This is a genomic window from Desulfobacterales bacterium (genome assembly GCA_028704555.1).
GTDB lineage: Bacteria > Desulfobacterota > Desulfobacteria > Desulfobacterales > JAQWFD01 > JAQWFD01.
In genome coordinates, this window is record JAQWFD010000002.1 from 1 (window position 1) to 15,623 (window position 15,623).

At 50.1% G+C, this 15,623-nt stretch carries 10 protein-coding genes; all 10 read left to right on the forward strand.

Features of this window, described 5'->3' with window-relative positions; translation table 11 throughout:
* Window positions 1–224 (forward strand): heterodisulfide reductase subunit F (locus PHQ97_01075; protein MDD4391323.1); only part of this gene is annotated, 224 nt, incomplete at its 5' end.
* Window positions 225–645: 421 nt separating this feature from the next.
* Complete coding sequence (locus PHQ97_01080; protein MDD4391324.1) at window positions 646–3,033, forward strand: ABC transporter substrate binding protein; 2,388 nt, start codon at window positions 646–648, stop codon at window positions 3,031–3,033.
* A 479-nt stretch (window positions 3,034–3,512) separates the two neighbouring features.
* Window positions 3,513–3,770, forward strand: coding sequence for a ferredoxin family protein (locus PHQ97_01085; protein ID MDD4391325.1), 258 nt, complete (start codon window positions 3,513–3,515; stop codon window positions 3,768–3,770).
* A 71-nt stretch (window positions 3,771–3,841) separates the two neighbouring features.
* Window positions 3,842–4,987, forward strand: a complete 1,146-nt coding sequence (locus PHQ97_01090; protein ID MDD4391326.1) for a 2-oxoacid:acceptor oxidoreductase subunit alpha — start codon at window positions 3,842–3,844, stop codon at window positions 4,985–4,987.
* Window positions 4,988–4,990: 3 nt separating this feature from the next.
* Window positions 4,991–5,842 carry a 2-oxoacid:ferredoxin oxidoreductase subunit beta gene (locus tag PHQ97_01095; protein ID MDD4391327.1) on the forward strand — a complete coding sequence of 284 codons (852 nt, stop codon included), beginning with the start codon at window positions 4,991–4,993 and terminating at the stop codon, window positions 5,840–5,842.
* A gap of 49 nt (window positions 5,843–5,891) precedes the next feature.
* Window positions 5,892–6,467 carry a 2-oxoacid:acceptor oxidoreductase family protein gene (locus PHQ97_01100; protein MDD4391328.1) on the forward strand — a complete coding sequence of 192 codons (576 nt, stop codon included), beginning with the start codon at window positions 5,892–5,894 and terminating at the stop codon, window positions 6,465–6,467.
* Window positions 6,464–9,865, forward strand: coding sequence for an FAD-dependent oxidoreductase (locus PHQ97_01105; GenBank protein ID MDD4391329.1), 3,402 nt, complete (start codon window positions 6,464–6,466; stop codon window positions 9,863–9,865). Before PHQ97_01100 ends, PHQ97_01105 begins: the two co-directional genes overlap by 4 nt.
* Window positions 9,866–10,014: 149 nt before the next feature.
* Window positions 10,015–11,613: a hydrogenase iron-sulfur subunit gene (locus tag PHQ97_01110; protein ID MDD4391330.1), complete on the forward strand. Its 1,599-nt coding sequence runs from the start codon at window positions 10,015–10,017 to the stop codon at window positions 11,611–11,613.
* A 72-nt stretch (window positions 11,614–11,685) separates the two neighbouring features.
* Window positions 11,686–14,097, forward strand: coding sequence for a CoB-CoM heterodisulfide reductase HdrA2 (hdrA2, locus tag PHQ97_01115; GenBank protein ID MDD4391331.1), 2,412 nt, complete (start codon window positions 11,686–11,688; stop codon window positions 14,095–14,097).
* Between the two features lie 333 nt (window positions 14,098–14,430).
* Window positions 14,431–15,621 carry an MFS transporter gene (locus PHQ97_01120; GenBank protein ID MDD4391332.1) on the forward strand — a complete coding sequence of 397 codons (1,191 nt, stop codon included), beginning with the start codon at window positions 14,431–14,433 and terminating at the stop codon, window positions 15,619–15,621.
* Window positions 15,622–15,623: the final 2 nt, after the last annotated feature.

Sequence of the window (15,623 nt, forward strand, 5' to 3'; positions counted from 1 at the left end):
ACAGCGTTGCCGTCACCTGCGGCCCCCCGATCATGATCAAATTCGTACTCCAGGGTCTGAAGGAAATGGGTTTTGCCGACAACCAGATTCTGACCACCCTTGAAAAACGGATGAAATGCGGCATCGGTATCTGCGGCCGCTGCAATATCGGCAGTAAATACGTCTGCGTTGACGGCCCGGCCTTTACCTATGATCAGTTGAAGGACATGCTCCCGGAACTTTAGGGCTCCGGCCAAAGCGATATTCCCTTTATAAAACAAAAAAGGGCACCTCATCGCAGGATGATAACGTGCCCTTTTTTTTGTTAAAAACAGATAAAATGTCACCGCCGGCCGCAGGACCGGAAAAAATTTGTTCCGGCTCGATCATGACTCCGGCCATATCTCAGAACATGAAGCTGGAGAAATTTTTTACCTGCAAATTCAACTTGACATTTATTATTCGCTTGTAATAAATAAAGTTTGTTTTTTTTAAAAACCCTGAATAAAGAATAACAGCAATTCTGAAAGCCTGTCGGGTTGTTATAGCTGCTGCGAACATTGATCGCATCCTCCCTCTGAGAAGTTAACCTGAAGCTTCTGTTGGTTTTACTTGATTTTCATATTGCATTCTCCATGCGTACAAATCGAAGAAAGAATCATTCAGATGCCTGTCAAGATACATTCCAGCAACATGGTTGCGCGATTATTTTTTGTCTGTCTCATTCAGAGTGTCGTCCTCGGCCTTCTGAGCCCACATCCCGCATTTGCCAAACCTGAAAAAACCGTACTGATTCTTCATTCCTATCACGTCAATTACAAGTGGACCCGGGAAGTGATGAGCGGCATCAGGTCCGTATTGAATAAAGATGGAGAACCCGTTGAATTATACGTTGAATATATGGATACCAAACGGATTACCAGTCCCGATTATTTTAAAATCCTCAGAGACTTGTATAAAATAAAATTCGCCGATATCCATTTTGATGTCATTATCTCCGTGGATAATGACGCGTTTGATTTTTTGCGTGAATACCGGGACGAACTGCTTCCGAAAACGCCGGTTGTTTTCTGCGGCGTCAACTATTTTTCAGACATGGATTTATCCGGCCATGACCGGTTCACGGGAGTATGCGAACAACCGAATTTGAGAGCCTCTATTGAAACAGTTCTGCGTCTGCATCCGGATACCAGACAAATCGCGGTTATCATGGATAGAACGAAAACCGGACGTAAAACATATGAAAACATGCTGAAAATCATTCCGGAATATCAGAATGCAATAAAATTTACTTATTTTGATAATATGGATGTCGTCATTGAAAAGATCCGGAATTTGCCCCCCAAAAGTATCGTTTTATACACCCCCTTTTTCCGCGATGCATCCGGCACTTTTTTCGAATACGACCGAAATTTATCCATAATCTCCGAAATATGCCGGGTGCCCATCTATGGAATAACCGATTTTTCCCTCGGGGATGGAATCGTGGGGGGACTGTTGATCAGCGGCCAATATCAAGGAGCGTCCGCCGCAAAAATTGCCGCACGGATTTTATCGGGAGAAAGTGTTCAAAGCATTCCGGTAGTAAAAAAAAGTCCGAATCGATACATGTTCGATTACAAACAGTTGCACCGTTTTAATATTCACGTCTCCGACCTGCCAAAAGGCAGTATCGTAATCAATCAACCCATGAGTCTGTTCAGCGAATACAAAAAAACGGTTTGGATCACTGTTGTCTGCATGACCGGCCTTGCGATTACGATCTGTATTCTTTCATTCAACGTGGTTCAAAGAAAGCGGGCGGAAGCAGCGGCGGTACAAAGCCGAGATCTTTTCAGTGCCGCCATCAAGGCCATTCCCATAGCGTTTTTTTCAAAAGACATACAGGGCCGATACGGAATCGTTAACGATGCGTTTGCCAAATTTATCGGAATCCCTGATCATCAAATAGCGGGTAAAACCGTTTTTGAATGCTGGCCGCCTGCGGATGCCCGAATTTACCAAAAAAAAGATACGGAGTTAATGAAAACAGGCGGGATGCAGGTCTATGAACACCGGTTGCCGCATATCACAAAGGGACCAAGGGACGGCATTTTCATCAAGGCTTGTTACCATGACGCCGACGGAAATGTCGCCGGTCTGGTGGCTTCCTTCCTTGACATCACCGATCAGAAAGAGGCTGAGCTGGGGATTAAAAAAGCGCATGACCAGTTGGAACTCAGGGTGAAAGACCGAACGGCCGAGCTGATGAACGTCAATTATCGGCTGAAAACCGAGATAGAAGAGCGTAAATCGGTGGGCCAGGCGTTACAAAAATCTGAGGCGGAGCTTCGATTTCTATCGTGCCGGCTTCTGACGATTCAGGAAGAGGAAAGAAAAAAAATTGTGCGGGAACTTCATGAAAGTATCGGACAGTTCCTGAATTTTCTCATCATCGGGATTATGAATGTAACGGGAAATATCAAAAACGGTGAGGCTGCCGAAGCATCAAATTCCCTGCACGACCTGGTTCCAATGATCAAAGAGGAGGTCGAAAAAATCCGCAGGATGTGCTGCGATTTACGCCCCCCGATTATTGACGATCTGGGGCTTCTAACGGCAATGGACTGGTTCTGTCGGGAATTTGAAAAAACCTGCACGAAAATTCACATTGACAAATACATGGATATCCTGGAGTCCGAAGTCCCGGATATCCTGAAGATAACTATCTTCAGGATATTTCAGGAGGCATTGAATAATATTCTGAAACACAGCCAGGCGGATTTTGTATCCATTCGCCTGATCAAAACACAAAAAGCCGTTGAATTTGAAATCAAAGATAATGGGTCGGGCTTCGCCATTGATGCGAAAGACTCCAGAAAAAACTCCGTCAAAGGGATCGGCCTTTCCAGCATGAAGGAACGCACTGAATTTCTTGGGGGAGCCTTCTCGGTCGATTCAACGCCCGGTAGAGGTGTGACGATCCGGGCTTGCTGGCCGAACCGTCTGAAAGGTGATGACCTGCCTGAAGAAACAGCATTTTTCAAAAATGAGAACATGCGAAAGGTGTGCTGATATTCAAGCAAACGGATTTCCGCGTTTGGCCAAAAAATAATCACAGGAACTCGCCCCGGTACGCTGTACCGTAAACCCCGTACCCTCTTCTTTTTTATGCTGTTTACTGAATGCTCCGTCTTGCCTGGCAAATCTTTCCGTTTCGAACGAATGGCTCTACCTGACGCAATTCTCCCTTTTGTTTCAAATAAAAGAACACCCCCTTTGGAACCCTCGCGGTATCATGAAATTCATTCCACGGCAGACGATGATTGAATGCATCCTTTGAAACCTGCCCCCCGGGCCCCTCTATAAAAAAGCCATCCCCAATGAATGCCACCTTAAATACCTTTCATACCCCGGCCCAAACTGTTGGGGTATCTTCCTATTTTAACCTGCCGCATATTTTTGACTTGACTTGTGCTCTTGTATGAATATAATCGTTGGTTGTTTAAAACAGGATAGATTGAAACCGCATATCTAAAAACAGGAAAAGGGTTATGGAATTCTGGCGGGTTCCACTTGATGTGGACAAAATACGGGTTGCCAAGGGGGTAGTACATATCATTGACGATCGGTGCAAGGGATGCGGATATTGCATCGAATTCTGCCCCCGTCAGGTACTGGAGATTTCCTCAAAATTTAATAAAAAAGGATACCATCCGCCGGTTGTCAGCAAACCGGACGAATGCGCAAACTGCCATTACTGCGAGATTATCTGCCCGGAATTTGCCATTTATTCCGAAACAATCTCATAACGGTGGCTTTAATCTGAGGAGCACTCTCATTTTATGAAAACCTTAGGCTTAAACGACAAAAGAGGTAGGGGATGAAATCAGCAGTCCTCACGGGTGAACATTATATAACAGGGGATATTGCCTGCGCCGAAGGTGCCATAGCGGCAGGGTGCCGCTTTTTCGGCGGCTATCCGATCACTCCTGCCACAGAAATCGCCGAGCATATGGCCGCACGGCTTCCGGAGATTGGCGGGACATATATCCAGATGGAAGATGAAATTGCGGCAATCGCCACAGTGATGGGAGGATCATGGGCCGGCAAAAAAAGCATGACTGCCACCTCCGGCCCCGGGTTCAGCCTCATGGCCGAGAATATCGGTTATGGGGTCTGTACGGAAACCCCCTGCGTAATTGTCAATGTGCAGCGGGGAGGCCCTTCAACCGGTCTGCCCACCCAGGGGGCTCAGGCGGATATGATGCAGGCCCGATGGGGCTCGCACGGTCACTATGAAATCATCGCCCTGGCCCCGTCCTCACCGCAGGACATGTTTTATCAAACCATAGAGGCATTCAATCTAAGCGAAACCTACCGGGTGCCGGTCCTGGTCATGAGCGATGAAATTGTGGGCCATATGAGCGAACGGGTCGTTATTCCCGATGCTTCAAAGATCGTTCTGCGCTCACGCCCCAAGCCCCGGGGACGAAAGGACCGGTTCAAGCTGTACGAGCCCGGCCCGAACGGGGTGGCTCCCATGCCAGCTGCCGGTGATGGCTATAAAGTGCACGTAACAGGTTTAACCCATGACGAACGCGGGTATCCGGAACTGAGTGTGGAATGTCAGGAGCAGATGATGACCCGGATAGTCGATAAAATCCAGAACAATCTGGATGATATCATCCGGACCGAGCGCTATCAACTGGAAGATGCTGATTACGCAATCATTTCGTACGGGGTTTCATCCCGAACCAGCATGGCGGCCGTGGATATGGCCCGGGCCCAGGGCATAAAGGCAGGCCTGCTGCGACTGATTACCGTATGGCCATTCCCTGAACACCTGATCCGGGAACTGGCTGAGCAGGTCAAAGGACTGGTGACCGTGGAAATCAATCTAGGCCAGATTCACCTGGAAGTCCAGCGATGCGCCGGCGGAAAGGCGCCCGCCGTTTTAGTGGGGCATCCGGGCGGAACGATTATTTCTCCGGAACGGGTTCTCCAGACATTAAAGGAGGCATTTTAAGCCATGTCCGAACAGGTAAGTGTTGACAGCAAAAAAACCGGCCATCCTCTGGATTACCTTCTGAGAAAGGACCGTATCCCGCACATCTGGTGCCCGGGCTGCGGAATCGGAACCGCATTTTCATCCTGTCTGACAGCTATCCAGGACAGCGGCATTGACCTTTCAAAGGTGGTGATGGTTTCCGGAATTGGTTGTTCGGGGCGCGCCGCCGGCTATATCAATACGGATTCATTCCATACCACGCACGGCAGAGCCATTCCGTTTGCAACCGGCTTGAAAACCGCCAACCCGGAGCTTAATATCATTGTGTTCAGCGGAGACGGGGATCTGTTTGCCATCGGCGGCAATCATTTCATTCACGCGGCCCGCCGCAATGTGGATATTACCGTAGTTTGCGTCAATAATTTCAACTATGGCATGACCGGCGGACAAGCAGCGGCAACCACGCCCCATATGGCCAAAACGACCACTACGCCCAGAGGCAATCCGGAAAGCCCGTTTAATCTGCCGCTGCTGGCAATTGCCTCTGGCGCCACCTATGTGGCCAGATGGACCACCCTGCACACGCGTGAATTTACCAATTCTGTAGAAGAGGCCCTTTTGAAACCGGGGTTTTCCTTTATCGAGGTGCTTTCCCCCTGCCCCATCAATTATGGCCGGCGCAACAAACAAAAACCGCTGGACACCTTAAAAATGTACCAGGAAAAAAGCATCATCAAAAACGGCGCCTCACCATTCGAATTGGATATTGATTTGGAAAAAAGCATAGTGCTGGGCAAATTTGTCGATGTAGACAGAAAAACCCATACAGAACAGTACGATAAAATCTGTCGACCCGATAACGTCCAGTCCTGACCCGTTGATCGAAATATGACCACATGACCAAGGCACAGGTTCAGAAAATATGAAAAATGAAATTATTATCACCGGTTTTGGCGGCCAGGGGATTATTCTGACCGGACGCATCCTCGGCAAAGCCGCATCTTTAGGGGACCATAAAGAAAGTACAATGGTTCAGTCCTACGGCCCCGAGTCCCGGGGAGGCGCCTGCAGCGCTCAGGTAATCATTTCCGATGACGCCATCCACTATCCGTATATCAATACGGCAGATATCCTCATCTGCATGTCTCAGGGCGGCTATGACAAATTTATCGGCCAGTTAAACCCCGAAGGAACCCTGGTCATCGATCAGGACCTGGTTCGGCCCCGCAGGATAAAACGGTTTTTCAGCATAGCGGCAACACGCATCGCTGAAGAACTGGGCCATAAAATGATGGCCAACATCATTATGGTCGGATTTACGACCGCAGTGACCCAGGCGATTTCTCTGGAAGCCGCCCGTCAGACCGTTATCGAATCGGTCCCGAAAGGCACTGAGGACTTAAACCTCAAGGCGTTTAACAAAGGCTGGGATTCAGGCATAGCCAAGCTCAAGGGACAGGAAAAGAAGGCAGCAGGCCAAACAGGAGCCATTTCATGAAACGATCCAAAGACCGGCTTCATAAAGTCATCGTCATCGGTGCGACCCCGGCCGGGATATCTGCGACCAACAAACTCGGAGAACTGGGAGTTCCGGTAACGCTGGTGGACACCGACTGCGATATGGACCTGAAGCTTTCCAATAAGGACTGGATATTTAAGTCCGGACTTCCCTTTAATCATGCACATCGGCCAGGACTGATCCGCATGATTCGAAATTCGGAGATCGACTGTATCATGCCGGCGGAAGTGACATCGATCAAGCATACCCCGCAGGGATTTCGGGTACGGATCAACAAGATTCAGACCTTTGTCGATCCGGATCGATGCACGCTTTGCGGACGTTGTGTGCAGATCTGTCCGGTTGACCTCTCCAATGGCGAAAAAGCCATCAAAATTAACAGCCGGCGCAGCCTGCCGGGCAGAGCCGTCATTGACAAGCGCCGCCAGCCGGTTTGTCAGGGAAGCTGCCCGCTGGGCGTCAACGTCCAAGGCTATATTGCGTTAACACATGCCGGCCGGTTTGCTAAAGCGCTGAAACTGATCCGGAAAGATAACATACTGCCCGGTATCTGCGGACGGGTGTGCACGCATCCGTGTGAAGACGCCTGCCGAAGAGGCGATCTGGATGAACCGGTTTCCATCCGCAGCATCAAACGATTTCTGGCTGATTATGAACTGAAAAACGCAGCTGAAATTGAGCTGGAAGTCATTAGCACCAAACGCACTGAAAAAGTTGCCATCATCGGTTCCGGGCCTTCGGGGCTTGCGGCTGCGGCGGATATAGCGAGGTTCGGATACCAGGTCACCGTATTTGAAAAAGAAGACCAGCCCGGCGGTCTGCTGCGATATGCCATTGGCCCCCACCGCCTTCCCAGAGATATCCTCGATACTGAACTCGACTACATCCGTAAGCTCGGCGTCAATATCGTGACCGGCCGTTCAATCGATCTAAAAACGGAGCTGAATATTCTCCGCAAGGAATACAAAGCGGTTATTTGCGCTATCGGAACATGGGCGGATCAGACACTAGGCGCCCCGGGCGAGGAGCTTGAAGGCGTTAACGCCTGCCTTCCGTTTCTCAAAGCCGTCTGCAACGGGGAAATAAAACCCAGCGGCGGAACAGCGGCAGTGATCGGTGGCGGAAATTCGGCGGTAGATGTGGCCCGGGCATTGGTTCGTCTGGGAGTTGCCCCCACCATTGTCTACCGACGCCGACAGCAGGATATGCCAGCTGATCCGGAAGAAATCAAATCGGCAATAGAAGAAGGCGTTCAGATTAAAGACTGCACCCAGGTCATCGGTTTCAAGGGCCAGGATGGCAGGCTGAAGGCCATAGAGTGTCTGCCCACCCTGCAGGGTGAACCCGATGGGCGTGGTATTCCCAAACCGGTAATCGACAGACAGAACCCGCCGATGGGACTGCCGTTCGACCGGGCGTTTATCGCTATTGGTCAGCAGGGCACATTAACCGGAGACGATGTTGATCAGGAAATAGCCATTAACGGCAAGGGCCTGTTTGAGGTTGACGAATTTTTTCGCACCCCGATTAAAGGGATATATGCAACCGGCGATGCGGTATCAGGGCCGGCCTCTGTGGTCGACGCTATGGCAATGGGCAAAAACGCTGCCAGCATTGTTCATCAAGACCTGAGCGGAAAACGATTGCGCGCGCCGGAGACACTCCGCCCTGAAGACAGAGATTTTCCTGAAATCGCGACGGACATTCCGTTTCAATCACGCCCGATGATGTCGGAACGTCAGCCGGGTGTGCGAACAACCAACTTTTGCGAAGTCGAGCTGGGGTTAAATCAGCCTCAGGTACTCATGGAAACAGAGAGATGTCTTCAGTGCGGCATCTGTTCCGAATGCCTCGAGTGTGTCGATGTATGTCAGGCGATCGGCGCAATCAATCATCGGCAGCAGCCTGAAGAAATCATCGAACATGCCGGCGCCCTTATCATCGCCGATCCGGACATCATTCCCAACGTCAAGGGTGAAGATATCATCCGTGCCTACGGGCCCAGGACATCAACGCAGGATGTTTATTCCATGATGATTCGAGGGTTTGCGGCAGCAGCCGGTGCCATGGCGCTTTTGGGGCAGACAACTCACCGGCCCAAAGGCCATGGAATTTCCTTTTCCCCACCGGACCCCGGACTTTCACCAGAAATTCGAATCGGCGTGTTTGTCTGCCGGTGCAATGATTCCATGGGATGGCTGGATGGCATGAGCGAATACATCGGCAATTTAACATCCATGAAGGATGTGATTCACGCCGAAGAGCTTCCGGCAGCCTGCACACCCGAAGGTTCAACTCAGATATTGAGAACCGTCCGGGAAAAAGGAATCACCCGTCTGGTTCTGGCCTCGTGTGTATGCTGCCCTCTGAATTTTGTCTGTAGCGCATGCACGGATCAAAGAAGCCGTCTGAAGCATTTCCTTTTTGACGGAACAGGAATCAGCCGGTCCATGGTGGAAACCTGTAATTTAAGGGGAGAGGTCCTCAGCCTGATCAAGAACAATCCGCTGATTGCCATGAAACGGTTTTCCGGATTTATCGAGCGTTCAATTCGCCGTTCAAAAACACTGAAAGCGCTGGCCACTCCGGCCAGAAATTACAATTTCACGACAGCCGTTATCGGAGGGTCGGAATCATCGGTCAACAGCGTTCTGTCTCTGGCAAAAATCGGTATAGAAGTATTCTGGTTCACATTACCGGGCAAACCCGTGCTCGAAGAATTGGAACGTCCCAACATTCACGTATTTGATAAGTCCGCCGTTAAATCAATGAGCGGTGTCCTTGGCAATTTTCAGATTCACATGGAATCCGGAGACTTTCATCAGACCTTTCAGGTGGGCGCCGTTATTCTGGGCGAAAAATCCCGCAAGGCCATCCCCTTTAGACAGGCTGCGGGGCTTCCGGTTCAAATCAAGGTCTCATACCAAAAAAAAGGGGTTCCCGACATTCCGTTTTTTTATCCGGGTGCGACTTCCATACCGGGCTTGTTTTTGTCAGATCCGCCGGGAGTTAATGTATCTAAACGAAAGAAAGGCGCGGCAGCCGCTATTCTGGCTGCGGCAGTCATGCCGAGGGGACCTCGCCAGAATAAAGGATTTACCGTCGTCATCGACAAAACGCTGTGCCGGGGTTGTGGCCGGTGTTTACGGGCGTGTCCTTACAAGGCTGTATCGTTGAACCGTAACGCGATCGGCGGCTGGTGTGCATCGGTTGACGAAGCATTGTGCAAGGGATGCGGAAACTGCATTTCCGTTTGTCCGTCCAATGCGGCAGACAGCCCCTATCGAAGTCAGAAAATGCTGGAGCAGACCCTGCAGGAACTTCTGGGGAAAAACACTACAGATGCAGACGATATGATGTTCAATGCCATATCCTGATATCCTGACCAGGCAGCGGCCGCGGTATCCAGGATAGCGCCCTGCGGGCGGACTTAGGACCGCTATCGCTTGAGGAGCACTTCGTTTGAGGCAAAAAACAAAAAGCAATCAGACCGTCACAGGCCGATAATTTTACGATAGCTGAACATATGCAAAAGGTAATCATGGGTAATTTCAATATCATTTTATTCTTGTGTAACTGGGGACCCCACACGGCATTTCAGACGCTTCAGGATCAGAGAGCAGATATTCCGCCTGACGTCAAGATGATCCGGATCCCGTGTACCGGACGAATCAGCAAATCATTGCTGTTCAAAGCCTTTGAAAAGGGCGCCGACGGCGTAGCTTTGGTCGGCTGTAAACCCGGCACCTGCCGTTATGGAAGCGGAACGTTAACCGCACAGAACAATATAGAGGATACCCGAAATATTCTCGAGTATCTGGGTCTTGGAAAGGAACGGTTGCGCCTGATGACATTCCTTCCGGATGAATCGGATGAACTGCTTACATTTCTCCAGGAATTTACCGCCGACATCAAAGCGCTGGGCAAAAGCCCGGTCGTAACCCGTGCAAAGGAGTTGATCGGGCCCATAGACAAGCAGGCGTTGGCCGAAATCATTTCCAGACATGATATTTATGCCTGCCAGGACTGCGGCAAATGTACCTCATCCTGTCCTCTGGCGCTGGCCGGAAAGCCCTTTTCTCCCAGAGCCCTGGCAACTTCCATTATTGCCGGGGATATTGAGTCGCCATCGGTTCAAAAGCATGTATGGTCCTGCCTGACCTGCGGGCTGTGTTATGACCGATGCCCGTCTGCCGTCAATTTTCCGGAGTTTATCCGCGATATCCGGACCCTGATCAGCAAAACCGGCGTTGACAGTCTGCCTGCGCACGGAGGATTTTTCCACTCATTGATGAGATCCATGACCTCGCCGGATCTGAAAACCAGGCGGTGGAGCCACCTGCCCGCGGATATTCGAACGGACGCACAAAGCAAGGTACTTTTCTTTGGAGGTTGTGCGCCTTATTTTGATGTATTTTTTGGGAGACATCTCGGGATCGAGACCACAAACATTATCTTTGACGGACTGCGGTTGCTGAATTTTTTTGATATTCAACCGGCCGTACTGGATAACGAACGCTGCTGCGGACACGACCTGCTCTGGTCCGGTGATCAGGATAATTTCAAAAAACTGGCAACACTCAATGCAGATATGATTAATCAACTCGGGGTTGAAGAAATCATTACCGCCTGTCCGGAATGCTATCGAACCCTGTCCCATGATTATCCCGAAAACGGTATTAAACTCAATGCAACGGTAACCCATCTGTACGATTTTTTAGAAACGGAAATTGACAAAGGGGCTGTCAATTTTAAAAAAATAGATAAACGAATAACTTTTCAAGATCCATGCCGACTGAGCCGCTTTGAAGATAAAGCCGATCTGCCGCGAAGGCTCATCAAGCATCTAAAGACCGCGGGCTTTCAGGAAATGCGCCATAATAAAAGCGCATCGATCTGCTGCGGGAACTGTGCCTGGACCGGTTGCGATTCATACAGCAAAGCGCTTCAGACCAACCGCTTACGGGAGGCCAGAGAGACCGGAAGCGATCTATTGGTAACCGCATGCCCCAAATGCCAGATTCATTTGAAATGCGCCATGGAAGATCCGTTTCTCGGCAAAGACATCGAGATGGAAATGATGGATTTAACAACCCTGATCGCCAGAACCATTTTCTGGGAATAGATGATCCGGAGCCATCCTCCGGATATGAATAGAACGTAAGGAAATTCTATGGAAATAAGTACCTTTAAACAAATGGCACCTTCAGCTGAAAATACGTCGCGAATTGGTGTTTATGTCTGCCATTGCGGATTGAATATTGCCCAGACCGTTGACTGCGCGAGAGTGGCTGAAGCCGTTGCCGGACTTGAAAATGTCGTCGTATCCAAAGATATTGTCTATGCGTGTTCCGAACCCGGTCAGCAGGAAATGAAAGCCGATATCGCCGAACTCGGACTGGATCGAATTGTGGTGGCGTCCTGCTCCCCACGACTTCACGAACCTACATTCCGCCAGATGATTCAGTCTGTTGGCCTGAATCCTTATCTGATAGAAATGGCAAATCTTCGGGAACAGTGCAGCTGGGTTCATATGCATGAACCGGAAAAGGCAACGGAAAAGGCGATCGATCTGACCAAAATGGCCATTGCACGGGTGAGACTGCTGTGTGAGCTGACCGAGGATACCGTACCGCTGACCAAACGCTCTCTTGTCATCGGCGGTGGTGTGGCCGGAATTCAGGCTGCGCTGGATCTTGCCGATAACGGCTACGATGTGATTCTGGTCGAAAAAAAACCATCCATAGGCGGCGTTATGGCCCAGATTGACAAGACATACCCTACCATGGACTGTTCCATTTGAATACTCGGGCCAAAAATGACGGATGTCGGTCGACATCCCCGGATTAAACTCCACACCCTGAGTGAAGTAGTGGATGTAAAAGGTTCTGTAGGCAATTTTGACGTAAAAATCGTCAAAAAAGCCCGGTATGTAGATATAGATCAATGCACAGCGTGCGGAGAATGTGCCAACGCGTGTCCGGTAGTACGACCGGATGAGTTCGAGATGGGATTGTCTTCCAGAAAAGCGATTTATAAGCCGTTTCCTCAGGCAGTACCGTCCTCGTACCTGATCAATATCCATGAATGTCTGGGGCATACGCCTTCGGTTTGCTCCAAATGCGTGGACGTCTGCGACAAGGGCTGTATCAATTTCAACATGTCCGATGAAGAGATCGTGGAGAAGGTCGGAACGATTATCATCGCGACAGGTCTTGAGCCATATGATCCCACGGAACACGATGAATACGGATATACCCGGTATCAGAACGTGCTCACGAGCATGGAATTTGAGCGCATGGTCAATGCTGGCGGACCGTCTAAAGGCCAGCTGATTCGTCCCACAGACAGAAAAAGGCCCAAATCCGTGGGATTTATTCAGTGTGTTGGATCACGATCTTCGAGAAAAGGCGCCACGTACTGTTCCAATATCTGTTGCATGAACACGATCAAAAGCACCCTGGTTCTCAAAGAGCATTATCCGGATATGGATATCAAGGTGTTTTATATTGATATCCGTGCCTTTGGAAAAGGATTTGAAGACCTGTATATGAGAAGCCGCCGGTCAGGGGTTCATTATTTCCGGGGCCTGCCCGGGACGGTCGAAGAATTGCCCGATGGGAGTCTCAAAGTAGCGGTTGAAAATACGGCCACTAACAAGCTTGAATTTTTCGATCTGGATATGCTGGTTCTGGCCGTTGGTATCCGGCCGGCTCAGGGCACTCAGAAAATTAAGGAAATGCTGGGATTGCAGCTGACCTCCGACGGATTTTTTCTGGAGGCCCACCCGAAACTTCAGCCGGTGGATGCCGCTACCCAGGGCGTGTTCTACTGTGGATGTTCGGAAAGCCCCAAGGATATCAAAGACAGTGTTACCCAGGCATCGGCGGCCGCTGCCCGGGCCATCCGGCTGATGCACAAGGGAGAGATTACCACAGAGGCCATCACCTGCAAAGTAATTGCCGAACATTGTAAATCCTGCGGAATTTGCGCGGAAGTATGCCCTTACAACGCCATAACGGTAGATGTAAAGAAAAAAACCCCGGCCGTAATCAATACGGCCGCCTGTGCGGGCTGCGGTACCTGTGGAGCGGAATGTCCGTTCGGCGCAATCGAAATGAATCATTTTACCGATGAGCAGATTACCAGCCAGATCGATGCCATGCTGGAGGAGAATGCCGAAGAAAAAGTTCTGGCGTTTGCCTGCAACTGGTGCTCCTATGCAGGGGCTGACTATGCCGGTGTCTCCCGGCTTCAGTACCCGACAAGCGCGCGTCTCATCCGGACCATGTGCTCGGGCCGGGTGGATGAAAAATTCATCTGGCACGGATTCAGGCATGGGGCACCGGTAATTCTGGTCAGCGGCTGTCACATTGGCGACTGCCACTACATCGATGCCAATCACTGGACCGAAAAACGAATTAAAAAAATTCACAAAAATATGGAAAAACTCGGTATCCGACCTGAACGGCTGCAGTTGAAGTGGATCAGTGCGGCTGAAGGGGTCCGATTTGCTGAGGTTATGAAAAACGTAGAAAAAATCCGTCAGGGCGTTACTCCCGAAGAGATCGCAGAAACCGTTCGGATATTAAAAAAGCAAAAAAGATAGACTGCATTTGCGACAAGCTTTATCCCCCTTTCGCATCAAACCGTAGTCTATTTTCTGCCGGATTAAAGGAGCGGAGAAACACGTTTGTTTCGTCCGCTCCTTTATGAAGGTATGTTTATGCCGTTGACTCTCCCTCAGGCTGCCACCCGAACCTGTTCGTTTCCTTCCTTTCGACTCAGCCCTCGGTCATCTGATATGACTACAGGTTGCAATATTTTTCAGAAGATTCTTGTTCAGTCCCATTCACAATGGTATTAGATTTACTTCAACAGGCTGTTAAGTCGTATCGTGAGCTTCAGGTTAACCCGGTGAGTTGAATCTGCGGAAGGATACATGAAGGAATTTAATACCAGAGTTTTCAGCACACTCTCATTTTCCATTTTCACCTCAGTTACCGGAGTCGGTATTGTCGTACCGCTACTGCCGGTTTACGCCCATGATCTGGGAGCCAGCGGAATCTACATCGCGTTAATATTCAGCGCATTTTCACTGTCAAGAACCCTGCTTATCCCCTATTTTGGAAAAATTTCAGATCAAAAAGGCCGCAAACCCTTTATTGTCTGCGGTCTTTTGGCGTATGCCCTGATATCTCTGGCCTACATTTTCTCGACAAATGTCGAGTCCCTGATTGCGATCCGGTTTATTCAAGGGATCGCATCCGCAATGATAATGCCCGTGGTGCAGGCCTATGTGGGCGATATCACACCCGAAGGCCACGAAGGCATCACCATGGGCCTGTTTAATATCTCGCTGTTTGTCGGAATGAGCATCGGCCCACTGATTGGCGGATATATCAATGAGCTTTTCAGCCTTCAGGGTGCCTTTATCTCCATGGGCGTTCTGTCGATTATCGGATGTTTATTGAGTTTATTCTTCCTGCCGCCTACAGATACCGAACAGATGGCCACCAATAAAAAAGAACCGGTTTCCTGGACGCAGCTGCTGACCGACCGGCATATGAAAGGTCTTTTTCTGTTCCGGTTCGGCTATGCCTCCGGAATCGGAATCATATGGGGATTTTTACCCGTATTTGCGGATACCGAATTTTCACTGTCGAGTTCCTCGATCGGCATCCTCGTCATCCTTGCCGTATTGATCAGCGGGTTGCTGCACGCACCCATGGGCTTTCTGGCCGACCGAATCAATAAACGGGCAATGGTCATAGCAGGCGGCGCCATTACCGTCTTCGCGTTGTTTTCATATAAGTTTGCCCATGGATTCGGGGATCTGGTACTGGCAAATCTGTGCTATGGATTCGGTGGCGGGATCTCCATGCCGGCGCTGACGGCAATGGCCACAATCAAGGGCAACAGGGCGGGTGCCATGGGAAGTATCATGGGCCTGATCATGATGGCCCACAGCCTGGGGATGCTCGTCGGATCGCTGCTGGGCGGGATCATTATGGACATGCTGAACCTCCGGTGCGCGTTCGTATCCGGCGCAGTCATTATCGGTCTCAATACGGTGATCTTTATGTTCTGTACCCATCCGATCCGGGAACCGGAAGCAGCGCCCCCTTCATAATA